This is a genomic window from Pseudomonas sp. W4I3 (assembly GCF_030816195.1).
Classification (GTDB): Bacteria; Pseudomonadota; Gammaproteobacteria; order Pseudomonadales; family Pseudomonadaceae; genus Aquipseudomonas.
The window spans coordinates 361,307-388,293 of record NZ_JAUSXS010000001.1 but is presented as its reverse complement, the minus strand read 5'-3'; the positions used below and the strand labels follow the sequence as shown (position 1 = coordinate 388,293).

22 protein-coding genes are annotated in these 26,987 nt (G+C 60.0%); 14 read left to right on the top strand and 8 right to left on the bottom strand.

Annotated elements, in window-relative coordinates; genetic code table 11:
• On the top strand, nt 1-1,014 hold the full coding sequence (hemB, locus tag QF045_RS01805; RefSeq protein WP_306490826.1) for a porphobilinogen synthase: 1,014 nt from the start codon (nt 1-3) through the stop codon (nt 1,012-1,014).
• A gap of 18 nt (nt 1,015-1,032) precedes the next feature.
• Nucleotides 1,033-3,255 (top strand): polyphosphate kinase 1, encoded by a 2,223-nt coding sequence (gene ppk1 / locus QF045_RS01800; protein ID WP_306490825.1) that lies wholly within the window; start codon nt 1,033-1,035, stop codon nt 3,253-3,255.
• Between the two features lie 127 nt (nt 3,256-3,382).
• Here the strand turns inward: ppk1 and ppx are convergent, their stop codons facing one another.
• Nucleotides 3,383-4,885 carry an exopolyphosphatase gene (gene ppx, locus QF045_RS01795; RefSeq protein ID WP_306490824.1) on the bottom strand — a complete coding sequence of 501 codons (1,503 nt, stop codon included), beginning with the start codon at nt 4,883-4,885 and terminating at the stop codon, nt 3,383-3,385.
• 482 nt (nt 4,886-5,367) lie between these two features.
• Between ppx and QF045_RS01790 the strand changes: the two genes are divergently transcribed.
• The 4 genes from QF045_RS01790 to QF045_RS01775 all read left to right on the top strand — a co-directional run bounded on the left by QF045_RS01790 (nt 5,368) and on the right by QF045_RS01775 (nt 9,892).
• Nucleotides 5,368-6,024 carry a DUF1120 domain-containing protein gene (locus QF045_RS01790; protein ID WP_306490823.1) on the top strand — a complete coding sequence of 219 codons (657 nt, stop codon included), beginning with the start codon at nt 5,368-5,370 and terminating at the stop codon, nt 6,022-6,024.
• Between the two features lie 149 nt (nt 6,025-6,173).
• Complete coding sequence (locus QF045_RS01785; RefSeq protein WP_306490822.1) at nt 6,174-6,845, top strand: fimbria/pilus chaperone family protein; 672 nt, start codon at nt 6,174-6,176, stop codon at nt 6,843-6,845.
• A gap of 7 nt (nt 6,846-6,852) precedes the next feature.
• Nucleotides 6,853-9,354, top strand: a complete 2,502-nt coding sequence (locus QF045_RS01780; RefSeq protein WP_373424384.1) for a fimbria/pilus outer membrane usher protein — start codon at nt 6,853-6,855, stop codon at nt 9,352-9,354.
• Nucleotides 9,344-9,892 carry a hypothetical protein gene (locus tag QF045_RS01775; protein ID WP_306490820.1) on the top strand — a complete coding sequence of 183 codons (549 nt, stop codon included), beginning with the start codon at nt 9,344-9,346 and terminating at the stop codon, nt 9,890-9,892. Before QF045_RS01780 ends, QF045_RS01775 begins: the two co-directional genes overlap by 11 nt.
• On the opposite strand, the gene QF045_RS01770 is transcribed toward QF045_RS01775, so the two are convergent.
• From QF045_RS01770 to QF045_RS01755, 4 genes are read right to left on the bottom strand one after another with little or no spacing between them, the layout of a single operon-like run.
• Nucleotides 9,864-10,601, bottom strand: coding sequence for an amino acid ABC transporter ATP-binding protein (locus QF045_RS01770; protein WP_065887006.1), 738 nt, complete (start codon nt 10,599-10,601; stop codon nt 9,864-9,866). The genes QF045_RS01775 and QF045_RS01770 overlap by 29 nt on opposite strands.
• Nucleotides 10,588-11,238, bottom strand: coding sequence for an amino acid ABC transporter permease (locus tag QF045_RS01765; protein ID WP_306490819.1), 651 nt, complete (start codon nt 11,236-11,238; stop codon nt 10,588-10,590). Before QF045_RS01765 ends, QF045_RS01770 begins: the two co-directional genes overlap by 14 nt.
• Nucleotides 11,235-11,903 (bottom strand): amino acid ABC transporter permease, encoded by a 669-nt coding sequence (locus QF045_RS01760; protein ID WP_306490818.1) that lies wholly within the window; start codon nt 11,901-11,903, stop codon nt 11,235-11,237. Before QF045_RS01760 ends, QF045_RS01765 begins: the two co-directional genes overlap by 4 nt.
• Nucleotides 11,904-11,920: 17 nt before the next feature.
• The gene (locus QF045_RS01755) at nt 11,921-12,706 is read right to left on the bottom strand and encodes a transporter substrate-binding domain-containing protein (RefSeq protein WP_306490817.1); all 786 of its coding nucleotides are present in this window, start codon (nt 12,704-12,706) and stop codon (nt 11,921-11,923) included.
• Between the two features lie 255 nt (nt 12,707-12,961).
• Between QF045_RS01755 and QF045_RS01750 the strand changes: the two genes are divergently transcribed.
• The 6 genes from QF045_RS01750 to QF045_RS01725 all read left to right on the top strand — a co-directional run bounded on the left by QF045_RS01750 (nt 12,962) and on the right by QF045_RS01725 (nt 20,237).
• Nucleotides 12,962-13,657 (top strand): FadR/GntR family transcriptional regulator, encoded by a 696-nt coding sequence (locus QF045_RS01750; RefSeq protein WP_306490816.1) that lies wholly within the window; start codon nt 12,962-12,964, stop codon nt 13,655-13,657.
• A gap of 120 nt (nt 13,658-13,777) precedes the next feature.
• Complete coding sequence (trxA, locus tag QF045_RS01745; protein WP_003213989.1) at nt 13,778-14,107, top strand: thioredoxin TrxA; 330 nt, start codon at nt 13,778-13,780, stop codon at nt 14,105-14,107.
• Nucleotides 14,108-14,342: 235 nt separating this feature from the next.
• Nucleotides 14,343-15,602, top strand: a complete 1,260-nt coding sequence (rho, locus tag QF045_RS01740; protein WP_003176825.1) for a transcription termination factor Rho — start codon at nt 14,343-14,345, stop codon at nt 15,600-15,602.
• A 158-nt stretch (nt 15,603-15,760) separates the two neighbouring features.
• Nucleotides 15,761-17,743 carry an acyltransferase family protein gene (locus tag QF045_RS01735; protein WP_306490815.1) on the top strand — a complete coding sequence of 661 codons (1,983 nt, stop codon included), beginning with the start codon at nt 15,761-15,763 and terminating at the stop codon, nt 17,741-17,743.
• Nucleotides 17,744-17,802: 59 nt separating this feature from the next.
• Complete coding sequence (gene ubiD, locus QF045_RS01730; protein ID WP_306490814.1) at nt 17,803-19,269, top strand: 4-hydroxy-3-polyprenylbenzoate decarboxylase; 1,467 nt, start codon at nt 17,803-17,805, stop codon at nt 19,267-19,269.
• Nucleotides 19,269-20,237 carry a CDP-6-deoxy-delta-3,4-glucoseen reductase gene (locus tag QF045_RS01725; protein ID WP_306490813.1) on the top strand — a complete coding sequence of 323 codons (969 nt, stop codon included), beginning with the start codon at nt 19,269-19,271 and terminating at the stop codon, nt 20,235-20,237. Before ubiD ends, QF045_RS01725 begins: the two co-directional genes overlap by 1 nt.
• Before the next feature lie 140 nt (nt 20,238-20,377).
• On the opposite strand, the gene QF045_RS01720 is transcribed toward QF045_RS01725, so the two are convergent.
• Nucleotides 20,378-20,860, bottom strand: coding sequence for a sn-glycerol-3-phosphate transporter (locus QF045_RS01720; RefSeq protein WP_306490812.1), 483 nt, complete (start codon nt 20,858-20,860; stop codon nt 20,378-20,380).
• Between the two features lie 330 nt (nt 20,861-21,190).
• Here QF045_RS01720 and QF045_RS01715 point away from each other — a divergent pair, with 330 nt between their 5' ends.
• Together QF045_RS01715 and QF045_RS01710 are read left to right on the top strand one after the other, a co-directional pair.
• The gene (locus tag QF045_RS01715; protein WP_306490811.1) at nt 21,191-23,578 is read left to right on the top strand and encodes a TonB-dependent siderophore receptor; all 2,388 of its coding nucleotides are present in this window, start codon (nt 21,191-21,193) and stop codon (nt 23,576-23,578) included.
• A 27-nt stretch (nt 23,579-23,605) separates the two neighbouring features.
• A complete protein-coding gene (locus QF045_RS01710) occupies nt 23,606-24,259 on the top strand; it encodes a gamma-glutamylcyclotransferase (RefSeq protein WP_124388689.1) in 654 nt (217 codons plus the stop codon).
• Here the strand turns inward: QF045_RS01710 and glpT are convergent.
• Nucleotides 24,256-25,593 carry a glycerol-3-phosphate transporter gene (gene glpT / locus QF045_RS01705; protein WP_306490810.1) on the bottom strand — a complete coding sequence of 446 codons (1,338 nt, stop codon included), beginning with the start codon at nt 25,591-25,593 and terminating at the stop codon, nt 24,256-24,258. The genes QF045_RS01710 and glpT overlap by 4 nt on opposite strands.
• Nucleotides 25,594-25,887: 294 nt before the next feature.
• Complete coding sequence (locus QF045_RS01700) at nt 25,888-26,865, bottom strand: NADPH:quinone oxidoreductase family protein (RefSeq protein WP_306490809.1); 978 nt, start codon at nt 26,863-26,865, stop codon at nt 25,888-25,890.
• Between the last annotated feature and the right edge of the window lie 122 nt (nt 26,866-26,987).

Here is a 26,987-nt window from a genome sequence, read left to right as displayed (position 1 = left end):
GTGAGCTTTACCCCCGCCAATCGGCTATTCCCCGCCACTCGTCTGCGTCGTAACCGTCGTGATGATTTTTCTCGTCGTCTGGTACGTGAAAATGTGCTGACAACGAACGATCTGATCCTGCCGGTATTCGTGCTGGACGGTGAAAAACGTCGGGAAGCGGTGGCATCGATGCCAGGGGTGGAGCGCTTGAGCATCGATTTGCTGCTGGAAGAGGCCGCCCATTGGGTTGAGCTGGGAATCCCGGCGCTGGCGCTGTTCCCGGTAACGCCCAATGAGCTCAAGTCCCTCGACGCCGCCGAAGCCTGGAACCCGCAAGGCATCGCCCAGCGCGCCACTCGGGCCTTGCGCGAGCGTTTCCCGCAGCTTGGGGTGATCACCGACGTGGCCCTGGACCCGTTCACCACACACGGCCAGGATGGCATTCTCGACCAGGCCGGCTACGTCGAGAACGACATTACCGTCGATGCGCTGGTCAAGCAGGCCTTGTCCCACGCGGCGGCAGGTGCCCAGGTGGTGGCGCCGTCGGACATGATGGACGGTCGCATCCAGGCGATTCGCGAAGCCCTTGAGCTGGCCGGGCATGTCAATGTGCGAATCATGGCCTACTCGGCCAAGTACGCCAGCGCCTATTACGGCCCATTCCGCGATGCAGTGGGTTCGGCGCTGAACCTGGGCAAGGCCAACAAGGCTTCGTACCAGATGGACCCGGCCAACAGTCAGGAAGCCTTGCACGAAGTAGCGGCCGACCTGGCCGAAGGCGCCGACATGGTGATGGTCAAGCCCGGAATGCCTTACCTGGACATCCTTTGCCGGGTCAAAGAGGAATTCAAAGTGCCGACCTTTGTCTATCAGGTCAGCGGTGAATACGCCATGCACATGGCCGCAATCCAGAATGGTTGGTTGAGTGAAGGGGTGATCCTCGAATCCCTGACAGCCTTTAAACGTGCCGGCGCTGATGGCATTCTGACCTACTTCGCCGCCCGCGCTGCCCAATTGCTTAGAGAGCAACAATAGCCCTCACAGGAACACTCGATGAATACCGAAGGACTTAAAGAAGTTGCCGTAAAAGACGCTCATCCAGTGGTTGAACAAATCGCCGAGACCCCGCCGGAGCTGGAGCCTGCTCCGCCTGTGGTGGCCGCCGAAGCACCGGCCCCAGCGCCAGTGGCCGTGGTCACCAACCTGGATGACAGCAGCCTGTACATCCACCGCGAGCTGTCCCAACTGCAATTCAACATCCGCGTGCTGGAGCAGGCGCTGGATGAGTCCTACCCGTTGCTGGAGCGGCTCAAATTCCTGCTGATCTTCTCGAGCAACCTCGACGAGTTCTTCGAGATCCGGGTCGCAGGGCTCAAGAAGCAGATCACCTTCGCCCGTGAACAAGCCGGTGCCGACGGCCTGCAACCGCATCAGGCCCTGGCGCGCATCAGCGAGCTGGTGCACGGCCATGTGGACCGCCAGTACGCGATCCTCAACGACATCCTGCTGCCGGAACTGGAAAAACATCAGGTCCGATTCATCCGTCGCCGTCACTGGACCACCAAGATCAAGACCTGGGTGCGCCGTTATTTCCGTGACGAGATTTCACCGATCATCACCCCGATCGGCCTCGACCCCACGCACCCGTTCCCGTTGCTGGTGAACAAGAGCCTCAACTTCATCGTGGAGCTCGAAGGCATCGACGCCTTCGGCCGCGACTCTGGCCTGGCGATCATCCCGGCGCCGCGTCTGTTGCCAAGGATCATCAAGGTACCCGAAGAGGTAGGGGGGGCTGGCGATAACTATGTATTCCTTTCGTCGATGATCCATGCGCACGCCGATGACCTGTTCCAGGGCATGAAGGTCAAGGGCTGTTACCAGTTCCGCCTGACGCGTAACGCCGACCTGGCGTTGGACTCCGAAGACGTCGAAGACCTGGCCCGTGCCCTGCGCGGCGAGCTGTTCTCGCGGCGCTACGGCGATGCAGTGCGCCTGGAAGTGGCCGACACCTGCCCCAAACACTTGTCGGACTACCTGCTCAAGCAGTTCAACCTGGCCGAGTCCGAGTTGTACCAGGTCAATGGCCCGGTCAACCTGACGCGTCTGTTCAGCATCACTGGCCTGGACAGTCACCCGGAGCTGCAATACAAGCCGTTCACCCCGCAAATCCCGAAACTGCTGCAAAACAGCGAGAACATCTTCAGCGTGGTAAGCAAGCAGGACATTTTGCTGCTGCACCCGTTCGAGTCGTTCACCCCGGTGGTCGACCTGTTGCGCCAGGCCGCCAAAGACCCACACGTTCTGGCCGTGCGCCAGACGCTGTATCGTTCTGGCGCCAACTCGGAAATCGTCGATGCACTGGTCGACGCTGCGCGTAACGGCAAGGAAGTCACCGCGGTCATCGAGCTGCGGGCGCGTTTCGATGAGGAGTCCAACCTGCAACTGGCCAGCCGCCTGCAAGCGGCCGGTGCGGTAGTGATCTACGGCGTGGTCGGCTTCAAGACCCACGCCAAGATGATGTTGATCCTGCGCCGCGAAGCCGGTGAGATCGTGCGTTATGCGCATCTGGGCACTGGCAACTACCACGCCGGTAACGCGAAGCTCTACACCGACTACAGCCTGCTGACGTCCGACGACGCCTTGTGCGAAGACGTCGGCAAGTTGTTCAGCCAGCTCATCGGCATGGGCAAGACGTTGCGCATGAAGAAGCTGCTGCACGCGCCGTTCACGCTGAAGAAGGGCATGCTCGACATGATTGCCCGCGAGACCCAGTTCGCCCTCGATGGCAAGCCGGCGCATATCATCGCCAAATTCAACTCGCTGACCGATCCGAAGATCATCCGCGCGCTGTACAAGGCCAGCCAGTCCGGGGTGCGCATCGACCTGGTGGTACGTGGCATGTGCTGCCTGCGCCCGGGCATTGTCGGCGTCTCGCATAACATCCATGTGCGCTCGATCATCGGCCGCTTCCTGGAGCACACGCGGGTGTTCTATTTCCTCAACGGTGGCGAAGAGCAGATGTTCCTCTCCAGCGCCGACTGGATGGAGCGCAACCTCGACAAGCGTGTGGAGACCTGCTTCCCGGTGGAGGGCAAGAAGCTGATCATGCGGGTCAAGAAGGAACTGGAAAGCTACCTGACCGACAACACCCACAGCTGGAGCCTGCAGTCGGACGGCCGGTACGTGCGCAACACCCCGACTGGCAATCAGAACCCGCGCAGTGCGCAGGCGACGCTGCTGGAGAAGCTGGGTAGCCCGATCCTGACCGTGAACTGACCGTCCGCGCGTCAAAAAATGTGGGAGGGGGCTTGCCCCCGATGGCGGTGTCTCAGTCAATGTATCAACTGACTGACACACCGCGATCGGGAGCAAGCCCCCTCCCACAGTTGTTTTGCGCTGGGCGTTAGCGCACGTTCAGGCTGAACCCCACCCGCGTCAGCCACTCCGCTTCCTGGGCAAAGTCCGCCTGGGTCAGCTGGTTTTCGTCCAGCCAGCCTTTCGGGAACATCACTTCCAGGCTGTCGCCGTCGGCGCGCAGTTTCACCTGGGGCATTTCCTGGGTGCCGCGGATGTGGTGGAACAGGATGGCAAAGCGCAACAACGCGCACAGGCGAATCAGCTTGATGCCGTCCTTGCCGAACTCGGCAAACTTGTCTTTGGGAATATTGCGGCGATGGCCGCGCACCAGCAGCGCGAGCATCTGCTGATCTTCGCGTGAGAACCCGGCCAGGTCCGAGTGCTCGATCAGGTAAGCGCCATGCTTGTGGTAATGGTAGTGGGCAATGTCCAGGCCCACTTCGTGCACCTTGGCGGCCCAGCCCAGCAGTTCGCGCCATACACCGTTTTGCAGGTCCCAGTCGTCGGCCACTTGGTCGAAGGCATGCAGCGCTTTGCGCTCGACGCGCGCGGCTTGCTCCAGGTCTACGTGATAACGCTCCATCAGCGAACTGAGGGTGCGCTCACGCACATCTTCATGATGATGACGGCCAAGCAGGTCATAGAGCACGCCTTCACGCAGGGCGCCGTCACAGTGGTCCATGCGTTGCAGCTCGAGGGCATCGAAGATGGCTTCAAGAATCGCCAGGCCGGCTGGGAAGATAGCGCGGCGGTCAGGCTTGATGCCGTCGAAGTCGATTTTTTCGGCATCCCCCAGCTTGAACAGCTTGCGCTTGAGCCACGCCAGGCCTTCGGCATTTACCTCGCCGGTGCCATGGCCGCCGGCCTTGAGCGCCAGGCCGATGGCCCGGATAGTGCCGGAAGAGCCGATGGCTTCATCCCAGCTCAGGCGGTGCAGGGCGTGTTCGATACTCATGATCTCAAGCCGCGCCGCCGTGTAGGCCTGGGCGTAGCGCGCCGGCGTGATCTTGCCGTCCTTGAAATAACGCTGGGTGTAGCTGACGCAGCCCATCTGCAGGCTTTCGCGCAGCAGCGGTTCGAAACGCTGGCCGATGATGAATTCGGTGCTGCCACCGCCAATGTCCGCCACCAGGCGTTTGCCCGGGGTGTCGGCCAGCGTATGGGAAACCCCGAGGTAGATCAGGCGCGCCTCTTCGCGACCGGAAATAACCTCCACCGGATGCCCGAGGATTTCCTCGGCGCGATGGATGAATTCGTTGCGGTTACGCGCTTCACGCAGGGCGTTGGTGCCCACTATTCGCACAGCGCCAGGCGGCATGCCGTTGATCAGTTGCGCAAAGCGTTTGAGGCAGTCGAGCCCGCGCTGCATGGATTCTTCATTGAGCTGACGTTCGTCATTGATCCCGGCAGCCAGTTGCACTTTTTCGCCGAGCCGCTCAAGGATGCGGATTTCACCGTTCTGGGCCTTGGCCACGACCATGTGAAAGCTGTTGGAGCCCAGGTCGATGGCAGCGATCAGGGACAGATTCTTGGCTTGGGATTGCGGCATGGTTTGGGGTCTCGGTCGATAACCTCGCCATCGTGCCACGATCGACCGCTGGAGCCAACGCGTTGTGCTCCGGTAATTTTTCTCAGGCTGTCTATGGGGATATTTTGTGAGATGTGTAGGTTGGGATCCCATGGCGGCCGATGAGTAATAACTTGATTGTGTAGGTAATTTTTAACTTCGAGTGTTGTAAGGCTAAATTTGAATTTTCCTACAGTGCGCGTATGGATGTGTCATTGGTTATCTTGTTTTAGCCTACTTTTAAATTGGCTTTAAATGACCGGCAGCTTTTACGGCTCTTACATTAACTGGAGTCTTGTCTGATTCTTTAACGAAGCGCCAAAGCGACACACTGTCACTCGGCAATTTTGCCTGGGTGTTATTTATATGTCGTTGCGGATATTCAGGAAGATAAGTTATTTGGTGATGGAGCCGCCAAGACGAAAATAGAGAGCGCCTGATAACTTCTATGTGACAGGTCGAATATGAAAAAAATTGTTGGATTGACCCTGGGTCTCGCTTGCCTGACGGCAAACATCGGCGCACATGCTGCCACCAGCGCCGAACTGATCGTCAGGGGGGTCATCAAGCCCGCTGCCTGTAACCTCAGCATGAGCGGCGGTGGCATTATCAACTATGGCGACATCCCTTCGGGCCAGTTGTCCCAGACGGCGTTCAACCCGCTGACCGAAAAAACCACGCCTATCACCATCAACTGTGGCACTACGCCAGGTAAGTTCGGACTCAAATTTGTCGACTTGCAGGCCGCCAGCAAGGTGCCGGGCATCCTTGCTGCACTTGGGAGTGGCTACACCGAGGCGCACAACTATGGGCTGGGGACTGTGGCCGGCCGCAAGACCGGTGGCTTCGCCGTGACCCTCAGGGACCTGCGCTCACCGACCGCAACACTGTCTCCGATCATGCGAGTCAGCACCGGCGCCTGGCAGAACAGTGATGGCAAAGTCGCACAATCGCCTAACCAATATTCCTGGCGCAGTAGTACGGCCGTTACACCCGCCTCTATCTCCCAGTTGACCGGGACGATTGCTGTGCGCGCGGTTATCAATAGAGGCCAGGACTTGGACCTGAGTCGCGACGTTACCCTTGATGGACGCGCAACGCTTGAATTGAGCTACATCTAAGCGACATAGCGACAGCCGATCAGAAAGTTTTGTAGTTCTGGTCGGCTGTTTTATAGGCGCGCCCGGCTATCAATAGTCAGCTTCAAGATCGTGGGGAACACAGAGTGCTTAGTTGTCCAATAAAAAAGAGTAAATGGTTGTTATGTGTAATGTTGGTTCTGTGTCTTGTTGGTGTTGCGGTTGCTGACGGTATGTTGCCGGAAACCACGGTTATTGTACTGAATGAAGAACAGGGTGAAGCGACGATAAACATCAAGAACACCGACGCAGCGCCAGCGCTACTGCATTCGGTGATAGAGAATGTACCGGAAGATGTGGAGCCGCTCTTGATCGTGACGCCGCCTATTGCACGCGTGGAGGGCGGCGAAACGCAACTGGTGCGTTTCATCAGTACGTTGAAGGAGCCCTTGAAAACTCAGCGGCTCAAGCGAGTGTCTTTCGAAGGCATCCCCCAAGCGCGCGCTGGGGGCGGTGCGACCATTGGTATCACCCTGCGGCAGAATTTGCCGCTGATCCTGCATCCCCAAGGTCTGCCGGTTCATCACACGCCTTGGGAGCTGCTGAAATGGCGACGTGCGGGGCAACGTGTGACGGTGCATAACGACAGCGCTTATGTGGTGCGCATGGCACCACAGGTTCGGTTACTGCCGCAGGGAACCCCAGCTACGCTGCCGCGAAGCTACATTTTGCCCGGCGAAGCCCTGGCGGTGAACGTTGACGGCTCTCTGGAAGGATTGACTGGCATCGAAATTCAGCCGGCCACGATCTACGGCTTTTCGGTAGAAAACTACCGGGCCCCGATCAGCACCGATGGGGGTTGATCGACTCATGACAAACCTGTCGAGTCACCGAGCCGCCGCTTTCTTATGGACCCGGCGACCTACGCTGCTCATGGGCGTCGCGACACTGTGGAGTCTGCCTGGCGTTGTCCCTGCATTGGAGTTGGGCGAGGGCTTTGACCTGGCGGCATTGAACACGCATGGGATTGATCCGAAAGTCTCAGATTATTTCCGCACCGCGGCGCGCTTTCGCGAGGGCACCCAGGTGGTGGGGCTGAAAGTCAACGGTAACCCGCTCGGGCTGGTGGACGCGCAGTTCGATGCCAATGGGCAATTGTGTTTTACCCCGGCATTGCTGGAAAAAGCTGGGCTGGTAAAAACCGGGAGTATCGTGCGCAAGGGCACCACTGCCGGCCAGGCATGCCATGACTTTTTGGGGCAGTTCCCTACGACTATGGTGCGCCTGCGTCCTGGCAACGATGAGGTGTCGCTGGTAGTGCCAACCTCATCATTGCGTGAGCCGCAGTGGGAGTCCGGAGAGTTCGCCCGGGGGGGCATGGCCGCATTGTTCAACTATGACGTGCAAGGTTTCGACAGCCATTCGCGCAGTGGGAACAACCGGTTCGTGTCGGCCTACACCGAAGCGGGTTTCAACCTGGGCGATTGGATTGTTCGCAGCCGTCAAATCCATGTCGCCGATAACGGAGTGACACACAACGAACACCTGTATGCCTATGTGCAGCGCGATATCGCTGCATTGCAGTCGACTTTCCAGGCCGGCCAGCTTTCCAGCAACAATCCACTGTTTGGCGGCATCCAACTCTCGGGTGTGCAGTTCTCCCCCGACGGCCAGTCGCGCCGGCCGGCCGGCAATAACAATGCAGTGGTGGAAGGCCTGGCGCAGAGCCAATCGCGGATCGAGGTGCGCCAGTCCGGCGTTCTGATCCACAGCACGCTGGTGCCCGAAGGGCCGTTCCGGCTGACCGGCTTGCCACTGCTCAATGGCACGAGTGACCTTGAGGTGAGTGTGATCGACGTACGCGGGGCCCGACGCAGCTTCGCGGTGCCGGCGGCGTCCTTCGCCGGTGCCGCCCCGGCGGTCCCTGGCTATTATTTGTCCCTTGGCAAGCTACGTGAGGACGCGCTCGGTGAGGGGCTCTCCCCGGTCGTCGCCATGGGCAGCGGCACGTGGGGCCTGGGGCGTGACTCATCTGCCGGTTTCGGCTTGCTGAGTACCGAGGAGTACTGGTCGGCAGGTGGCACGTTGAGCAGCGTATTCTTCCAGCGGGTCTCGGTGGGCGCTCGCCATAACCTTTCCCGCGACAGCCGTGATCAGGTTTCCGGTGCACGCAGTCACGTATCAGTGAGCAGTCCGGTATCCGCCAACATCGACCTCAGCCTCAGCGCAACCAGCCAGACTCGTGGCTATCGCGAGGTGATTGACGTCGGCCGCTCGAGCTCGGCCGACGTGTTGGACTCGCGCTTCAAGAACCAGTACACGGCGGGTGTGACATGGGTCGACCCCACCCTGGGGGCGTTTTCCCTGAGCTATTCCCGTGGCGCTCAATTTGATGGGCAGTCGAGCGAACACGTATTCGCGTCATGGAACAAATCGTTGCGCTATGCCGATGTCGCGTTGATTGCCGATTCGCAGATAGGCAGCACTCAGGCGCGCCGTGATACCACGCGGGATAGAAACCGGCACGACACCAACCTCGACGGTGACCTGTCCTTGCGATTGCAGGTCAGCGTGCCCTTGGGCGGTGACCGTCGCGTGAACAGCTACGTCAGCCGCCGTGGGGGGCAATCCCGGACCGGTACCGCGCTCACTGAACGGGTCAATGAGTATGTGAACTATGACGTCGGTGTCGAGCGCGATCTCAGTGCGAAGCAGCAATCGATGCGCGCTCAGGTAGACCTCACGCCGCGCTACACCCGAGTCGGTCTGGGCGTGAGTCGCGACCCCTTGGGCACCAGTTACACCGGGCAATTGCAGGGTGGCGTGGTTGCTCACGAAGGTGGGATTACCTTCTCGCCTTACGCGGTACAGGACACGTTTGGGATTGCGTCGGTGGGAGACGTTGCCTCTGCCAGGATCGATACCCCACAAGGCCCGGTGTGGACCGACTTTACCGGGCAGGCGGTGCTTCCAGGCTTGCCTGCCTACACCAGCAGTCATATCGAAGTACAAACCCAGTCCTTGCCAAAACGTGTTGATTTGAAGAACGGCACCCGAGTACTCAGCGCAGGTCGCGGTTCCGTCAACACCGTGGCATTCGATGTGGTGAAGGTGCGCCGCATGCTGGTCAACGCCAGCGATGATCAAGGACGGCCACTGCCCCAGGGGTCAGCGGTATTCGGCAAGGGCGATCGTTTTCTGACCAGCGTGGTGGGTGAGGGCATGATTTTTCTGAACGACGTGAACGACATTCAAAACCTGAGGGTTTCATTACCGGGCTCTGCCAGTTGCCTGCTGAGCATTTCTGCCGAGGGGAAGCCTGGCGATGACACGTTCTACGAAACGACAGCGGCGGTGTGCCATGGTCGGTAAGCTCAAAAGTATCGGCTGTGCATTGTGCTGTACGGTGCTGTTGGCTCAAGGGGCACGAGCCGAAAACTGCCGATTGTCCGTGAGCCAGCCGCGTATCGACTACGGAGTGATTCGCAGGGAGGCACTGGTCGAAAGCGCTACGGTGAGGCTCGCTACGCGCACGCTGCTGCTCAACGTGTTGTGCGTCGAGCCGTCGGCGATCGCGTTGCGGTTTGTCGGTGCCGCCGATGGGCAAGCGTTCCGCTTCGGCCAGCAGGGGCGTTTGCGTCTTAGCCTCAGGCATTCCCAGCTCGATGGGCGTGCCGTTGAGTGGGTAAGGGGGAGCGAGCCCGGTGGTGGCGCGGGTGGGCAGTTACTGCCCGGCCAGGTCCTGGTGGCACGCGCCGCAGGGATGCCGGTGACGGGTCAGCGTCTGACGGCCCAGGTCGACATTGACGCCGACCTGCCGGTCGACGCCCTGCAGGTACGCAGCCAGACGGTATGGGAGGGGCAGGGTAGTTTTGAGCTGGTCAGCCCGGCTGTTCCACAGAACCGATGAAGTTGGCGAGTTCAGGTGTCTGCGGGTTCGCAAACACAACCTTGGGGTCGCCCACTTCATGCACTTTGCCTTGGTGCATGAACACCAGCTTGTCACCGACTTCGCGGGCAAAGCGCATTTCGTGGGTCACCATGATCAGGGTCATGCCATCTTTGGCCAGTTGGCGCACCACGCTGAGTACTTCATTGACCAGTTCCGGGTCCAGGGCCGAGGTGATTTCGTCGCACAGCAGCACCTTGGGTGACATGGCCAGGGCACGGGCAATGGCGACACGCTGTTGCTGGCCACCGGAAAGCCGGTCCGGGAAAGCGTCGAACTTTTCCCCCAGACCGACCCGTTCCAACATCTGTTTGGCTAACTGCGCCGCCTTGGCCTTGGGCACCTTTTGTACCACTTGCGGGGCGAGCATGACGTTCTCGCCGACAGTGAGGTGCGGGAACAGGTTGAATTGCTGGAACACCATCCCGACCTTCTGCCGCAGACTGCGCAGGTCGGCGCGGGCGGCGTCGAGGTATTCGCCATCGACTTCGATCACGCCGTCGTTGATGGATTCCAGGCCATTGAGGGTACGCAGCAAGGTGGATTTACCCGAGCCACTGCGGCCGATGATCGCCACTACCTGGCCTTCTTCAACGGTCAGGTCGATGCCCTTGAGTACGTGGTGATCGCCGTAATATTTATGCAGGGCGGAAATTCTAAGCAGAGGCATGCAGTCTCCTTTCCAGGTAGCGCGCACTGAGGGACAAGGGGTAGCAAAGCAGGAAATAGCCGAGGGCTACCAAGCCGTAGACCATGAAGGGTTCGAAGGTGGCGTTGGCGAGCATGCCGCCGGTCTTGGTCAGTTCGGTAAAGCCAATGATTGAGGTCACGGCGGTGCCTTTGACCACTTGCACCGAAAACCCCACGGTCGGTGCTACGGCAATGCGCAGCGCTTGGGGCAGGATCACGTAGCGCAGTTGCTCAAGGGGGTTGAGCGCCAGGCTGGCGGAGGCCTCCCATTGCCCAGGGGCTATTGAGTCAACGCAGCCGCGCCAGATCTCGGCCAGGTAGGCGCTGGTAAACAGGGTCAGGGCAATGGCCGCCGCCAGCCAGGGCGAAATATCCACCCCGAGCAGTGCAACACCGAAAAACACCAGGAACAGTTGCATCAGCAACGGCGTGCCCTGGAACAGTTCGATGTAGGTTCGGGCAACGTTGCGCGGGAATGCCTTATGGCTGATACGCATCGCCATCACCAGCAGGCCGATCACACCGCCGCCGACAAATGCCACCAGCGACAACAACAGCGTCCATTGCAGTCCGGTGAGCAGGTTGCGCACGATGTCCCAGAAGGAAAAATCACTCATCGGCTGTTCCTCATCACGTAGCGGCGGCCGATCCAATTGAGCAACTGGCGAATCATCAGCGCCATGCACAGGTACACGAGGGTGGTCAGGGCATAGGTTTCAAAGGCGCGGAAATTGCGCGACTGAATGAAGTTGGCGGCAAAGCTCAGCTCTTCGGTGGCGATCTGCGAACAGACGGCCGAGCCGAGCATCACGATGATGATCTGACTGCTCAGGGCCGGCCACACCTTACCCAGTGCCGGCAGCAGTACCACGTGGCGAAACGCTTCGAACCGCGTCATTGCCAAGGCCGCCGCCGCTTCCAGTTGCCCGCGCGGTATGGCCTGGATGCCGGCGCGGATGATCTCGGTGGAATAGGCGCCCAGGTTGATCACCATTGCCAGCACGGCAGCTTGCCACTCAGTGATTTTCAAACCCAGGGACGGCAGGCCGAAGAAGATGAAGAACAGCTGCACCAGAAATGGCGTGTTGCGGATCAACTCGACGTACACGCCAAAGCACCAGGCAAACGGCTGGATCTTCCACGCCCGCACTACCGCGCCGATGGTGCCCAGAGCCACTCCCAGAATCGCGCCAATAGCGGTCAGCTCAAGCGTAAACAGGGCGCCGCGCAACAACAGGTCGGTGTTGGCCAATACCGGTACAAAGTCGAATTGATACGCCATCAGTCAGCTCCGTCGCGTCACAGATCAGCCGGCAGCGGCTCTTTAAGCCACTGCATGGCATTCTTTTCCAGGCTGCCATCGGCCTTCGCCGCGACCAGTATCTGGTTAACCTTCTCCAGCAACGCCGGTTCGTTCTTGTTCACTCCCACGTAGACCGGCGAGTCCTTGAGCTTCACTTTCAGCGCCGGTACGCGTTTCGGGTTGCGCTCGCTGATCGCCACCATCACAACGTTGCCGCTGGCGATCAGGTCGACCTGGCCGGCCAGGTAGGCGGCGATGGTCGAGTTGTTGTCTTCAAAGCGCTTGATGGTCGCCTCTTTGGGCGCGACCGCTGTCAGCTCGATGTCCTCGATGGCGCCCCGGGTAACGCTGATGGTCTTGCCCTTGAGGTCGTCGGTGGTGCTGATCGCCGCGTCAGGCGGGCCGAACACGGCGAGGTAGAACGGTGCGTAGGCCTTGGAGAAGTCGATGACCTTTTCGCGCTCGGGGTTCTTGCCCAGGCTGGAGATCACCAGGTCGACCTTGCCGGTGGTGAGAAACGGGATGCGGTTGGTGCTATTGACTGGCGTCAGCTCCAGCTTGACCTTGAGCTGGTCGGCCAGCAACTTGGCGGTGTCGATGTCCAGGCCGCGGGGCTGCATGTCCGGGCCTACCGACCCGAACGGCGGAAAGTCCTGAGGCACGGCGACCTTGAGGGTGCCACGGGCGACGATATCGTCCAGACCGTTGGCCTGGGCGGGTGCCTGGCTCAGCATCAGGCTGGCAAACAAGGCAGTGAGCAGGGCGCTGTAGCGCTTGGTCATGGCAACTCTCCGAGAAGGGCGAAGGGATTTTCTGAGTTTGCCCAGTGCACAGCCCATGCCAGCCCTCCTGGAAATGCCTGAAACGCACGGATCCGTTGAGGTGAGATGGTCTTACTGGTCTGAACAGTCGTTGAGCTTTTCGCACCCTTTTCGAGCGCCTTGAAAAGCGCGCGAGCCCCTTTGGGGCGTGGCTTGCCGACAGACGCGAATAGCTTTACAACTAGCCGTTCAGTTGACTGGAACCTTGAGTTTTCTATGAATTCCATCGCCCAAGCCGTACCGGAAGCGGCCCTGCAGGCCATCCGCAAACTGATCAAGGAACAGGGCTTCGGGCCGGGCGATGCGTTGCCCTCTCAGCGCGATCTGGCGGTGCGGTTGGGCGTGAGTCGGGCGTCGTTGCGTGAGGCGTTGTCGTCCTTGAGCGCCTTGGGTGTGGTCAGTGTGCAGCCAGGCAAGGGTGTGTTCGTGCAGGCGCCGCAGCCGGCGGCCGAACCCGCCTGGCCGTTTGCGGCTCAGGCCACGCCGCTGGATATCTTCCAACTGCGTTACGCCCTTGAAGGCTTCGCTGCAGGTTTGGCCGCGGTCACATTGACCACCGATGAGCTCGACAGCCTGCAAGACAATGTCGAGGCGATGCGCAAGGTGCTCAAAGCCGGTGACTTTGACGCCGCCGCCCGGCTGGACTTCGAGTTCCACCAGCGCATCCTGCTGGCCAGCGGCAATCAGGCGATGGTGAGCATTCTGAGTGCCAGCGCCGAGGTGTTCCTGGAAAGTCAGAAACTACCGTTCATCCGGCCGGAACGCGCCATGGAAACCTGGCAGGAACATCGCAGGATCCTGCGCGCCCTGGCCCGACGCACCAGTGGGCCAGCGCAGAAAACCATGCAGGAACATGTACGTAATGCAGCGTTGCGCACGGGCATTGCCTTCGTTACGCCCGTCTCGCCTTGAGCAGGCGATACCCAAACTCGTGCGTCACCATAGCAAGACTCAATCAGAGGCGGCTTCCTGAACGGGGGAAGGGCGGCTATGATGGGCAACGTTTTTTTTGCTTACAATCCGGAGACATCCATGAGCAACGATCTTATCAAGCACGTCACCGACGCGACCTTTGAGGCCGAAGTACTCAAGGCTCAGGGCCCGGTGCTGGTTGACTACTGGGCTGAATGGTGTGGCCCTTGCAAAATGATCGCTCCGGTCCTGGACGACATTGCAACCACGTACGAAGGCAAATTGACCATTGCCAAGCTGAACATCGACGACAACCAGGAAACCCCGGCCAAGCACGGCGTGCGTGGTATCCCAACGTTGATGCTGTTCAAGAACGGTAACGTCGAAGCCACTAAAGTCGGCGCGCTGTCGAAGTCCCAGCTGCAAGCTTTCCTCGACGCCAACATCTAAGCGTCGCCAAAAAAGCCCCGAAAATCTCGGGGCTTTTTCGTAGAACAGGGCTAGACGCTCCGAAATTCAGGTGGTACATTCGGCCCCGCACTGGTTTCTCCACTGCCCCCTGCAAGCCGTCGCCGACGCATTCCTTTTCGATTAGTACGCGATCCTGTCGCCTTCTCTGCGGCGCGGCCTCATTAAGCCAAAAGCTTAATTTTCCCCCCTCCATAAATGATTACGTCATTCCTATATGAATCTGACTGAACTCAAGCAAAAGCCGATTACCGACCTGCTCCAACTGGCCGAAGAAATGGGCATAGAAAATATGGCCCGTTCGCGCAAGCAGGACGTGATTTTCTCCCTGCTCAAGAAGCACGCGAAAAGCGGCGAGGAAATCTCCGGTGATGGCGTGCTGGAGATTCTCCAGGACGGCTTCGGCTTCCTCCGCTCCGCAGACGCTTCCTATCTCGCCGGCCCAGACGATATCTACGTCTCGCCGAGCCAGATCCGTCGCTTCAACTTGCGCACCGGCGACACCATCGTTGGCAAGATCCGCCCTCCGAAGGAAGGCGAGCGTTACTTCGCCCTGCTCAAGGTCGACACGATCAACTTCGATCGTCCAGAGAACGCGAAAAACAAGATTCTCTTCGAGAACCTGACCCCGCTGTTCCCGACCGTGCGCATGAAGATGGAAGCCGGTAACGGTTCCACCGAAGATTTGACCGGTCGTGTGATCGACCTGTGCGCCCCCATCGGCAAGGGCCAGCGTGGCCTGATCGTAGCGCCGCCGAAAGCCGGTAAAACGATCATGCTGCAGAACATCGCAGCAAACATCGCACGCAACAATCCTGAAGTTCACCTGATCGTGCTGTTGATCGACGAGCGTCCGGAAGAAGTGACCGAAATGCAGCGCACCGTGCGTGGCGAAGTGGTTGCTTCGACGTTCGATGAGCCGCCAACCCGCCACGTGCAGGTTGCTGAAATGGTGATCGAGAAGGCCAAACGCCTGGTCGAGCACAAGAAAGACGTTGTGATTCTGCTCGACTCCATCACCCGTCTGGCCCGTGCCTACAACACCGTGATCCCGAGCTCCGGCAAGGTACTGACCGGTGGTGTCGATGCCCACGCCCTCGAGAAGCCAAAGCGTTTCTTCGGCGCCGCGCGCAACATCGAAGAAGGCGGCTCGCTGACCATTATCGCCACCGCGCTGGTTGAAACCGGCTCGAAAATGGACGAAGTGATCTACGAAGAGTTCAAGGGTACCGGCAACATGGAATTGCCCCTGGACCGTCGTATCGCTGAAAAGCGTGTGTTCCCGGCCATCAACATCAACCGCTCCGGCACCCGCCGCGAAGAGTTGCTGACCGCCGACGACGAACTGCAGCGCATGTGGATCCTGCGCAAGCTGCTGCACCCGATGGACGAAGTCGCCGCCATCGAGTTCCTGATCGACAAGCTGAAAACCACCAAGACCAACGACGAGTTCTTCCTGTCGATGAAACGCAAGTAATACGGCGTTTCAGGTCCGAAAAATGGCGCCCCAAATGGGGCGCCATTTTTTTTTGCGTCGAGATTTATCGTGTTTTGTGGCATAAGTGTCCGTTAAGTAACAAAAATTGTACTCGCGACTACGCTCACTCCTTTCGTCACTGACTGACCACAATTCTTATGACCACTCTTGCTTACCGCAGAGACATCGACGGACTGCGTGCCATCGCTGTCCTTTCAGTCGTGTTGTTTCACTTCGGCGTACCTGGCATCACCGGCGGTTTCGTTGGCGTTGATGTGTTCTTCGTCATTTCCGGCTTTCTGATCACTTCCATTATCTGGCGCGAGCGTCAGGCCGGGCGTTTCAGCTTCATCGACTTCTGGGCCCGGCGCGCACGACGTATTCTGCCGGCGCTATTTGTAATGATTGCCGCGACACTGGCGGTGGGCTGGTTTCTGTTGGCGCCCAAGGACTACGAAGAGCTGGGGCGGTCTGCGCACTATCAGGTGACCTTTACCTCCAATCTGCTGTTCTCGCGCCAGCATGGCTACTTCGATGCCTCTTCGGACATCAAGCCCCTGCTGCATACCTGGTCGCTGGCGGTCGAAGAGCAGTTCTACATCTTTTTCCCGCTGCTGCTCACGTTGCTCTCAAGTCGCCTGAAACACTGGCGCCTGGCGCTGTTCGCGGTGTTGCTGGGCTCGTTTGGCATGAGTGTGTGGGCGGTTCAGCATGAGCCGCAGAAAGCCTTCTTCCTGTTGCACCTGCGGGCTTGGGAGTTGCTGGCCGGCGCGATGCTGGCGGTGCTGCCCAAATACGAGTGGCGCGCCTCGCCCGCCCTGGCGCAAGGGGTCAGCCTGGCTTCGCTGGGGCTGATCCTGATCGCCGTATTGGGTTACGACGCGAAAACACCGTTCCCCGGCGCAACCGCGCTGTTGCCTGTGCTGGGTGTCGTCGGCTTGATCTGGGCCAACGGCCAGCAACACACCTGGGTCGCGCGCCTGTTGAGCACGCGGGTAATGGTCGGCATCGGGCTGATTTCCTATTCCTGGTACCTCTGGCACTGGCCGGTGTTCGTGTACGCCAAGTACGCGGCGGTGGATGGCCTGAGCGCCCTGGAGCTGAGCGGGCTGATGCTGCTTTCGCTGGTGCTGGGCTATCTGTCATGGCGCTTCGTGGAAACGCCGTTCCGGGAAAAACGCTTGCTGGCCACCCGCAAGACGATTCTGGCGGCAGCCATGGTCGGCATTCTGGGGCTGGGCTTTACGGGCCTTGCGATACGCGAGTTCGACGGTGTGCCTTCACGGTTGTCCGAACAGGCGCTGCGTTTCGCCCAGGCGAAGAAGTGGAGCCCGGAGCTGCTGGCGTGCATGGCTGACAAGGACACGCCCGATGAACGGTTGTTCTGCCATTTCGGTCCGCAAACCCAGTCCGTCTCGGCGCTGGTATGGGGCGACAGCCATGCCACCGCGCTGATCCCAGCGCTCAAGGTGGGCGCTGATCGCCACGACATCAGCCTGGTTGAAGCCAGTTTCGCAGGCTGTATTCCGCTGGATGGTCTGGAGAACATCACCCGCTGCGCGCATTTCAACCATCGCGTCGAGAAGGCGATGGCCGAGAAGAAATTCAGCGACGTGGTGCTGGCCGCGCGCTGGAGCCTGTATGTCTATGGGCAAATGTCCGGTGACAAGGAGCATGCGCTCAAGGACCCGAGCACCGGCAAGTATGTGCGCGCTGTCGCCGAGCAGCGCTTTGCCCAGGGCCTGCGCGAGCGCATCCAGGCACTGCGCGCTGCCGGGCATAAGGTCTGGTTGGTCAAAGAGGTGCCGCTGCAGGAAATCATCGTGCCTTACCGCCTCAGTCGCCTGGCGATGATGAATCGACCGGTGGATGGTGAAGGGCTCGCCGTCGCCGAGCATGTGAAGCGCCAGGCCTTTATCACCCAGTTGTTCGACGAACTGGCGGCTGCTGACAGTGGCGTCAGGGTGCTGGATCCCGCGCCGTTGCTGTGCGGCACCGACGGGTTGTGTCGGGTGGAACTCAACGGCCGGGCGCTGTATACCGACGATAACCACCTTTCCGATGTGGGCGCGCGGCATATCGAGGCCTTCCTGGAGCCGTTGTTCAGTTCGCTGCAATCACGGGGATTGACGGCCAATTAAGCTGCCAGCCGCCTCTAGAGCAGGTAGGATGTACGCCTATTTTACGGGTGGCATGGTTAATGAAATTCAAGGATCTTCGGGATTTCGTGCAGCAACTTGAGCAGCGCGGAGAGTTGAAACGTATCCAGATGCCGATTTCACCGGTACTGGAAATGACTGAGATTTGTGACCGCACCTTGCGCAACAAGGGCCCGGCGCTGCTGTTCGAGAACCCGACCGGCTATGACATCCCGGTGCTCGGCAACCTGTTCGGCACGCCCAAGCGCGTCGCCTTTGGCATGGGCGCCGAGTCGGTCAGCGAGTTGCGCGAGATCGGCAAGTTGCTGGCTTTCCTCAAGGAGCCCGAGCCGCCCAAAGGCTTGAAGGACGCTTGGTCGAAGCTGCCGATCTTTCGCAAGATCATTGCCATGGCGCCCAAGGTGGTCAAGGACGCGGTGTGTCAGGAAGTGGTCATCGAAGGCGATGACGTCGACCTAGCCATGCTCCCGGTGCAGACCTGCTGGCCCGGCGATGTCGGCCCGCTGATCACCTGGGGCCTGACCGTTACCAAAGGTCCGAACAAGGACCGCCAGAACCTCGGCATCTACCGTCAGCAAGTGATCGGCCGTAACAAGGTGATCATGCGCTGGCTGAGCCACCGTGGCGGCGCCCTGGACTTCCGTGAGTGGTGCGAAAAGCACCCGGGTAAGCCGTTCCCGGTCTCCGTGGCGCTGGGCGCCGACCCGGCCACCATCCTGGGCGCCGTGACGCCGGTGCCGGACAGCCTGTCCGAATACGCCTTTGCTGGCCTGCTGCGCGGCAACCGCACCGAACTGGTGAAGTGCCGCGGTAACGACCTGCAGGTGCCGGCCACCGCCGAAATCATTCTCGAGGGCGTGATTCACCCCGGAGAAATGGCTGATGAAGGGCCTTACGGCGACCACACCGGTTATTACAACGAAGTCGACAGTTTTCCGGTGTTCACCGTCGAGCGCATCACCCATCGGATCAAACCGATCTACCACAGCACCTACACCGGCCGGCCACCGGACGAGCCGGCCATCCTCGGCGTGGCGCTGAACGAAGTGTTCGTGCCGATCCTGCAAAAGCAGTTCCCGGAAATCACCGACTTCTACCTGCCGCCGGAAGGTTGCTCGTACCGCATGGCCATCGTCACCATGAAGAAGTCGTATCCAGGCCATGCCAAGCGGGTAATGCTGGGCGTCTGGTCGTTTTTACGACAATTCATGTACACCAAGTTCGTTATTGTCACCGACGACGACATCAACGCTCGCGACTGGAATGACGTGATCTGGGCCATTACCACGCGTATGGACCCCAAGCGCGACACGGTAATGATCGACAACACGCCGATCGACTACCTTGATTTCGCCTCGCCGGTGTCGGGCCTTGGATCGAAGATGGGCCTGGATGCCACGCACAAATGGCCGGGCGAAACCACTCGTGAGTGGGGCCGGGTAATCGTCAAGGATGACGCAGTGACGGCTCGCGTCGATGCAATCTGGAAAGAATTGGGAATAGATTGATGCGTGTAACCCTGCAACCTTCCGGCGCGGTACTGGAGCTGGACCCTGGCGAACGAATCCTCGACGGCGCACGTCGCCTCGGCTACGAGTGCCCGCAGGCCTGTCGCAACGGCGTATGCCACGTGTGCGCGGCGCTGCTGGTGGAGGGCCGCGTGCAGCAGGCTGGCGAAGTACGTGACCACGGTGAGTTCTTTACCTGTATCGCAGAGCCGCTGGAAGATTGCATTGTGTTGTGGGATGGCGTGCTGGCGCCGGGAGAGTTGCCGTTGCGCAAGTTGTCGTGCCAATTGAGCGAATGCGTGGAAGCCGGTGGCGATGTGTGGCGCGTGCGCCTGCGAGCTCCGGCGGGCAAGGCGGTGCGTTACCACGCGGGGCAATACTTGATGATCGAGCGTGAGAGCGGCGAGAAGTCGGCGTTTTCCCTGGCGTCGGCGCCTCACTCCGGACGTGAGCTGGAATTGCACGTGCTGGCCCGTGAAGACAGCGCACGCAACCTGCTGGACCAGCTCCAGCGCAATCAGATGGCGCGTATTGAACTGCCGTTTGGTGACACCCACCTGGCCGAGTTGCCGGACGGGCCGCTGGTGCTGATCGCCGCCGGCACGGGCATGGCCCAGATGCACAGCCTGATCGAGCATTGCCGGGCTTCCGGTTTCAAGCACCCTGTGCACCTGTATTGGGGCGTGCGTCGTCCGGAAGACTTCTACGAGATCGAACACTGGGAGCAGTGGCAGCAACTGCCCAACCTGTTCCTGCACAAGGTTGTGAGTGACTTGTGCGGCTGGGAAGGGCGTTGCGGCTTGCTGCATGAAGCTGTGTGCGAGGACATTACCGACCTGACGGCCGTGCATGTGTACGCCAGTGGATCACCGGCGATGATCTACGGCACGCTGGACGCATTGGTCGACGCCGGGATGGACGCACACCAGATGCGCGCCGACGTATTCGCCTACGCCCCCCGGCCCTGAGCAGAGCAAAAACATCAGGGTTAAACGCCGATCAAATGGTGGGAGTGGGCTTGCCCGCGATTGCGATGGATCGATTTACACATAGGTCGACTGACACAGTGCCTATGTGAGCAAACCCCTGCGCGTTGGCCTGTGCCCGCTCAGAACCGCAACCCCGTCGTCACCATTGCCGCATTGAACCCCAGCAGCACCACTTCCGCCGCCACCGGCCCGTAATGCGTGCCTACGGAGGGAATGATCACTGGCGCCACGCCGTAACGGTTCAGCGGGATCTTATCGCGGTACTTGCCGCGATAACCCTGGATCGCCCCGCCCGTGACCTTCAGGTACACCGGGTACTCGGCCATGTCATAGCGCTTACCCGCATAGGCATAGTACGAACGCTGGCGGAACGAATTGCGAAACGTCGCCCCGCCGTACACAAAACCCGAGGCTTCGTTGCGCTCCAGGCCGATCAGGTCCTGGTTATTGTTGTGCTCCGGGTCAGGCGCGAAGTGCCGGGTGTAGACGCTGGTCTGGGCGTACCAGAAGCCTTTGTCGTCCTCGGTAGCCAGCGTTTCGCCAGCCAGTGCCGTGGTGGCCTGGGCGAGGAACAACAGGCCAGGCAAGCGGAATTTCTTCATGGGGTGCGACCTCGATAGTCGGTTTGAAGGGCGGCTAAGTGGGTCGTTCTGTACGCGCCATTTTGACGGTTTGGCGTATTCCCAGGCTGAACCGGGGCTGAAAGTAGCGGGATTGTTGCCCTCAATCCTGACGGGCGGGCCTGCTTGCTTATGCTTTTGCTTATTCTTTAAAGGTATTTAGTTTGTTACATAAATATCATTAAGCTATATCTCAACGGACTACCGATCTTCTTTCAGTCACCAGCACACTGACCGCCACCGCCCGCCAGCCGGACCGATCGTACGAATTCAGAGCAGTGAAGTTCTGATTCTTGATTCAAGGGGAGCGGTATGGGGAGTTACAAGAAACACGCGCTGTACTCAGCGATTTTGTCGGCCAATTTGCTGACCGCTGTGGGCTTCAATCCCGTCCTGGCAGACGAAACGCCTGCCGCCGAAGCGCCCAGGCTGGACACCGTGATCGTCACCGGTACCCGCGCCCAGGAGCGCACTGCCAGCGCTTCGTTGTCGCCTATCGACGTAATCTCCGGCGAAACCCTGCGCAGCACCGGCTCCGACGAGTTGGGCGCCGTGTTGGCGCGCCTGATTCCATCGATCAACTTTCCCCGGCCAAGCCTGGTCGATGGCGCTGAACTGGTGCGCCCGGCGCAGTTGCGCGGCCTGTCGCCGGACCAGGTGCTGGTGCTGGTCAACGGCAAGCGCCGTCACACCAGTGCCTTCGTCAATCTCGGCGGAGCGGTGGGCCGTGGTTCGGCACCGGCAGACTTGAATGCGATCCCGCTGTCGGCGGTCGACCACATCGAAGTGTTGCGTGATGGCGCCTCTGCTCGTTACGGCTCAGACGCGATCGCAGGGGTGATCAACGTGATTCTCAAGCACACCGATCATGGCGGCTCGGTCTCCACCAAGTTCGGTGAGTACAAGAAGGGTGACGGGATCCAGCGCAATATCAGTGGCAACACCGGCCTGGCATTGGGTGATAACGGCTTTATCAACCTCTCGGGCGAAGGCGCCGATAACGATTACACCAACCGCGCCGGCAATGATTACCGCCCCGGCAGCATCGGCTCCACCACCTACGGTCAGCGTGTGTTCCGTCAGGGCGAGCCGGCCACCAACGAAGGCAAGTTCCAGTTCAACTCTGAATATGCCTTCAACGATGCGGCCGAGTTCTACACCTTTGGCGGCTACAGCAAGCGACGCGGCGAGACGGCGGCGTTCTATCGAGCGAGCAATGCGTCCAACAACATTGCGGCGCTCAACCCCAACGGCTACCTGCCGCTGATCAAGGGCAACCTGGAAGACACCTCCCTGGTGGTCGGCTTGCGCGGTCTGCTGGCTTACGACTGGCATTACGATTTGTCGGCCAACTACGGCAAGAACCAGTATGAGCTGGGCACTGAAACCATCAATACGTCTCTGGGCCTGAGCACGCCGCGCAAATTCAACAATGGCACCTTGAACAACGATCAGAAGCAAGTCAGCCTGGACCTGTCCCGTGAGTTTGACCTGGGGTTGCTGCCATACCCGGTTTCCGTGGCGTTCGGCGGTGAATACCTGCATCAAGGCTATGAAATCGAAGCAGGGGAGCCCGCCTCCTACTACCAGACCGGCAGCTCGGGCCTCGGCGGTTTTCGCGATGCCGATGCCGGCACCAGCACCCGGCACAACTGGGCGCAGTATCTGGACCTGGAAACCAACTTCACCGAAAAGCTCAGCGCCTCGGCTGCGGTGCGGCATGAGGACTACAGCGATTTTGGTTCCAACCTCAGCGGTTCGCTGTCGGCCCGTTACGACTTCACCCCGCAAGTGGCGTTGCGCGGCAGTATTTCCAACGGCTTTCGCGCGCCGTCCCTGGCTCAGCAGAATTTCGCCTATACCTCGTCGCAGTTGATCGGTAATACGATCCAGGAGGCCGGCACGTTCCCGGCCAACAGCCAGGTGGCGCGACTGCTCGGTGCCGAAGACCTCAAGGCCGAAAAGTCGCGCAACTACAGCCTTGGCCTGGTGCTGGAGCCTGCCGACGACCTGACGGTGACGCTGGATGTGTATCGCATCGACATACGCGACCGCATCAGCCTGTCGTCCAACCTCTCGCTCAACCCGGCGACGGTTGCCTACCTGCAAGCCAACGGGGTCGGCAATATCAACTACACCACGGCGCGTTATTTTACCAACGCCACCGACACCAGCACCGACGGCGTCGACCTGGTGGCCAACTATCGCTATCAGTTCGATAACGGTATCCGCTGGAACAGCACCGTGGGCTACAACTACAACCACACCAAAGTCACCGACGTGAAGGCCAACCCGGCGGTCCTCGACAGCTTGGGCGCCAACCTGGTGCGGGTGGACCGTCGCGAGCGCATTGGTTTGCTCGGTGACACCACGCCCCAGCACAAGCTGAGCCTGGGCAACGATTTCACCTTCGGCCAGTGGGCGCTGCACAGCAACCTGGTGCGCTATGGTGAGTTCACCAGCTACCAGGCGGACAAGGTCAACGACCAGACCTTCAAGGCAGCCTGGGTGCTGGACCTGTCGGCGGATTACAAACTGAAGAACTGGACCTTCACCTTGGGCGGCGACAACGTCACCGACAAATACCCCGAGAAGGTCAATGCCTACGCCAGCAGTGGCGGCAATCTCGCCTATAGCACTTTTTCGCCGTACGGTTACAGCGGCGCGTTTTATTACGGTAAAGTCGCTTACAACTGGTAATACATAGGAGGCGCACTGCTTTTCGCCATGACCGCCATTGAAACCGATCTTTTGCAGTTGGCTTACCCTCCGCGGCTCGATCTGGGGCCGCAACTCACTCACGAACAATTGATGAGCTCGATGCAGGCCACCATGGGTCGGCACAAGGGTGGGCCGGTCTGGCTATTTGCGTATGGTTCGCTGATCTGGCGCCCGGAATGTTCGTCCACCGAGCGGGTGCGCGCACGGGTCCACGGCTATCACCGGGGCCTGTACCTCTGGTCTCACGAGCACCGCGGTACGCCGGAGTTGCCGGGCCTAGTGTTTGGGCTGGATCGTGGCGGGTCGTGCAGCGGGTTTGCTTACCGCTTGCCGGAAGATCAGTTGGAGGCGTCGCTTTATGCGTTGTGGCAACGCGAGATGCCTTACCCGTCCTATCGACCGCACTGGCTCAGTTGCCGGCTGGAGGATGGCAGTCAGGTACAGGCGTTGGGGTTTGTGCTGGAACGGCACTTGCCCAGCTACGCCGGCAACTTGCCTGATATCGTGCTCAATCACGTGCTGCAAAGCGCTTGCGGGCGTTACGGCACCACTCGCGATTATGTCGAGCAGACCGTGAACGCCCTGCGTAGCCACGCCATGCCAGATAAAAACCTGGAGGCGCGGCTCAAGCGTTGTGCAAAGGATTGCTCAGGCGGCTAGCGCGCCGAGCTGACGCTGTTGGTGTGCCACAGCGTTGGGATCAGGAAGGCAATCGCCAGGATGCACGCGCCGATCAGCAGCACGAAACCACCGTCCCAACCGAAGTGGTCCACGGTGTAGCCCATCGCCGCACTCGCCGCCACCGAACCGCCCAGGTAGCCGAACAGGCCGGTGAAGCCCGCAGCCGTACCGGCGGCTTTCTTCGGTGCCAGTTCCAGCGCCTGCAGGCCGATCAGCATCACCGGGCCGTAGATCAAGAAGCCGATGGAGAACAGCGCGATCATGTCGACCGTTGGATTGCCCGGCGGATTGAGCCAGTAAACCAGGGTCGCCACGGTCACCAGCGCCATGAACACGATGCCGGTCAGGCCGCGATTGCCACGGAAGATCTTGTCCGACATCCAGCCGCACAGCAGCGTGCCCGGGATACCTGCCCACTCGTAAAAGAAATACGCCCACGACGATTTGTCGACCGTGAAATGCTTGGCTTCTTTCAGGTAGGTCGGCGCCCAGTCCAGTACGCCGTAGCGCAGCAGGTAGACGAACACGTTGGCGAACGCGATGTACCACAGCATTTTGTTGCGCAGTACGTACTTGACGAAGATTTCCTTGGCGCTGAATTCGTCTTCGTGGCTGGCGTCGTAGCCTTCCGGGTAGTCGTTCTTGTACTTCTCGATAGGCGGCAGGCCTACCGACTGCGGGGTGTCACGCATGGTGATGAAGGCAAACGCCGCCACCAGCAACGCCACGGTCGCCGGCACATAAAAGGCCGCATGCCAGTCGTTGAACCAGGCCATGCCCAACAGGAACAGCGGGCCGATCAGGCCGCCGCCGACGTTATGCGCCACGTTCCATACCGACACCACGCCGCCGCGTTCCTTTTGCGACCACCAGTGCACCATGGTCCGCCCACTTGGCGGCCAGCCCATGCCCTGGGCCCAACCGTTGATGAACAGCAAAATGAACATCATGGTCACGCTGGACGTTGCCCAGGGTGCGAAACCGAAAATGAACATCACCCCGGCTGAAACCAGCAGGCCGAAGGGTAGGAAGTAGCGCGGGTTTGAGCGGTCGGACACCAGGCCCATGAGGAACTTGGACAGGCCGTAGGCGATCGCGATGGCCGACATCGCCAGGCCCAGCTCACCACGGGTGTAACCCTCGTCGATCAGGTAGGGCATGGCCAGGGAGAAGTTTTTGCGCAGCAGGTAGTAGCCGGCGTAACCGAAGAAAATACCGGCGAAGATCTGCCAGCGCAGACGTCGGTAGGTACTGTCTATTTTTTCCTCAGGCAGGGGCGCCTGGTGTGCGGCAGGTCGAAAGAAAGCAAACATTCAAGAGCTCCAAATTTCTTGTTTTGACTGCGGATGCGAATGTTACAGTTTCGTTACCGAAAATAGCATCGCCTCTTATCTGCAAACACAGGAAAACGGAGCAATTGCATGTTCTTTTATGAACATGTCGCTAATAGATAAGTTGCGGTCGTAAATGGATTCTGCAGACACGGGAGATCCACTTGTGGGAGGGGGCTTGCTCCCGATAGCGGTGGGTCAGTTGATACATCAGGTGACTGACACAACGCCATCGGGAGCAAGCCCCCTCCCACATTTGAATGCATTTCATACCGGTCAGCGGGTCTGGACGACCACCTTGCCCACCGCCTTGCGCTGCCCCAGGTCATTGATTGCCTGGGCAGCCTGATCCAGCGGATACACCTGCGACACCAACGGCTTGAGCTTGCCCTCACCGTACCAAGTGAACAGCTGCTGAAAGTTCGCCGCATTGTCCTGCGGCTGACGCTGGGCAAACGAACCCCAGAACACGCCCACCACTGCCGCGCCCTTGAGCAGCGCGAGGTTCACCGGCAGTTCCGGAATGCGCCCGCTGGCGAAGCCCACCACCAGCAAACGGCCGTTCCAGGCGATTGAGCGGATGGCTTGGTCAAACAGGTCACCACCCACCGGGTCGTAGATCACGTCGGCGCCGTTGCCGTCGGTCAGGCGCTTGACCTCGTCCTTGAGGCTGGCTTCGCTGTAGTTGATCAGCTCATCGGCGCCGGCCGCCTTGGCCACCGCCAGTTTGTCGGCGCTACTGGCGGCAGCGATCACCCGGGCGCCCATGGCCTTGCCGATTTCCACGGCGGCCAGGCCCACGCCACCGGAAGCGCCGAGTACCAACAGGGTTTCGCCGGGTTGCAGGTGGGCGCGCTGTTTCAGCGCGTGCATCGAGGTGCCGTAGGTCATGCTGAAGGCGGCGGCGGTGTTGAAGTCCATGCTTGGCGGGATCGGCAGCACGTTGTAGCCCGGCACCGCAACCTGCTCGGCAAAGCTGCCCCAGCCGGTGAGGGCCATCACGCGATCGCCGACTTTCAAGTGGCTGACCTTCTCTCCGACATCGCTTACCACGCCCGCCGCTTCGCCACCCGGTGAAAACGGGAAGGGCGGCTTGAACTGGTATTTGCCTTCGATGATCAGGGTGTCCGGGAAATTCACCCCGGCCGCGTGCACGTCCAGCAGGATTTCGTTCTTCTTGATCGTGGGGCTGGCGATCTCTTCCAGCACCAGGGTTTCGGCAGGACCGAAGGCTTTGCACAGCACAGCTTTCATCGGACTATTCCTTTTGGCGTCGTGGCCGATAAGTGTAGGAGGGTACACCCGTGGGTCAATGAGCATGCCCGCGCCTGATAAGCCCCCATAAGCTTGTGCTCAGCCTTGCTAGCGTTATGCTA

Excerpts from the sequence above, each read along its gene's own strand:
- QF045_RS01720 (WP_306490812.1), bottom strand. The coding sequence starts at position 20,860 with ATGAAGAAATTCCGCTTGCCTGGCCTGTTGTTCCTCGCCCAGGCCACC.
- QF045_RS01755 (WP_306490817.1), bottom strand. The coding sequence starts at position 12,706 with ATGACCAAGCGCTACAGCGCCCTGCTCACTGCCTTGTTTGCCAGCCTG.
- QF045_RS01765 (WP_306490819.1), bottom strand. The coding sequence starts at position 11,238 with ATGAGTGATTTTTCCTTCTGGGACATCGTGCGCAACCTGCTCACCGGA.
- rho (WP_003176825.1), top strand. The coding sequence starts at position 14,343 with ATGAATCTGACTGAACTCAAGCAAAAGCCGATTACCGACCTGCTCCAA.
- QF045_RS01760 (WP_306490818.1), bottom strand. The coding sequence starts at position 11,903 with ATGGCGTATCAATTCGACTTTGTACCGGTATTGGCCAACACCGACCTG.
- QF045_RS01735 (WP_306490815.1), top strand. The coding sequence starts at position 15,761 with ATGACCACTCTTGCTTACCGCAGAGACATCGACGGACTGCGTGCCATC.
- ubiD (WP_306490814.1), top strand. The coding sequence starts at position 17,803 with ATGAAATTCAAGGATCTTCGGGATTTCGTGCAGCAACTTGAGCAGCGC.
- QF045_RS01750 (WP_306490816.1), top strand. The coding sequence starts at position 12,962 with ATGAATTCCATCGCCCAAGCCGTACCGGAAGCGGCCCTGCAGGCCATC.
- ppk1 (WP_306490825.1), top strand. The coding sequence starts at position 1,033 with ATGAATACCGAAGGACTTAAAGAAGTTGCCGTAAAAGACGCTCATCCA.
- glpT (WP_306490810.1), bottom strand. The coding sequence starts at position 25,593 with ATGTTTGCTTTCTTTCGACCTGCCGCACACCAGGCGCCCCTGCCTGAG.
- ppx (WP_306490824.1), bottom strand. The coding sequence starts at position 4,885 with ATGCCGCAATCCCAAGCCAAGAATCTGTCCCTGATCGCTGCCATCGAC.
- QF045_RS01790 (WP_306490823.1), top strand. The coding sequence starts at position 5,368 with ATGAAAAAAATTGTTGGATTGACCCTGGGTCTCGCTTGCCTGACGGCA.
- QF045_RS01770 (WP_065887006.1), bottom strand. The coding sequence starts at position 10,601 with ATGCCTCTGCTTAGAATTTCCGCCCTGCATAAATATTACGGCGATCAC.
- QF045_RS01700 (WP_306490809.1), bottom strand. The coding sequence starts at position 26,865 with ATGAAAGCTGTGCTGTGCAAAGCCTTCGGTCCTGCCGAAACCCTGGTG.
- QF045_RS01780 (WP_373424384.1), top strand. The coding sequence starts at position 6,853 with ATGACAAACCTGTCGAGTCACCGAGCCGCCGCTTTCTTATGGACCCGG.
- QF045_RS01725 (WP_306490813.1), top strand. The coding sequence starts at position 19,269 with ATGCGTGTAACCCTGCAACCTTCCGGCGCGGTACTGGAGCTGGACCCT.
- QF045_RS01785 (WP_306490822.1), top strand. The coding sequence starts at position 6,174 with ATGTTGGTTCTGTGTCTTGTTGGTGTTGCGGTTGCTGACGGTATGTTG.
- QF045_RS01775 (WP_306490820.1), top strand. The coding sequence starts at position 9,344 with ATGGTCGGTAAGCTCAAAAGTATCGGCTGTGCATTGTGCTGTACGGTG.
- QF045_RS01710 (WP_124388689.1), top strand. The coding sequence starts at position 23,606 with ATGACCGCCATTGAAACCGATCTTTTGCAGTTGGCTTACCCTCCGCGG.
- trxA (WP_003213989.1), top strand. The coding sequence starts at position 13,778 with ATGAGCAACGATCTTATCAAGCACGTCACCGACGCGACCTTTGAGGCC.
- QF045_RS01715 (WP_306490811.1), top strand. The coding sequence starts at position 21,191 with ATGGGGAGTTACAAGAAACACGCGCTGTACTCAGCGATTTTGTCGGCC.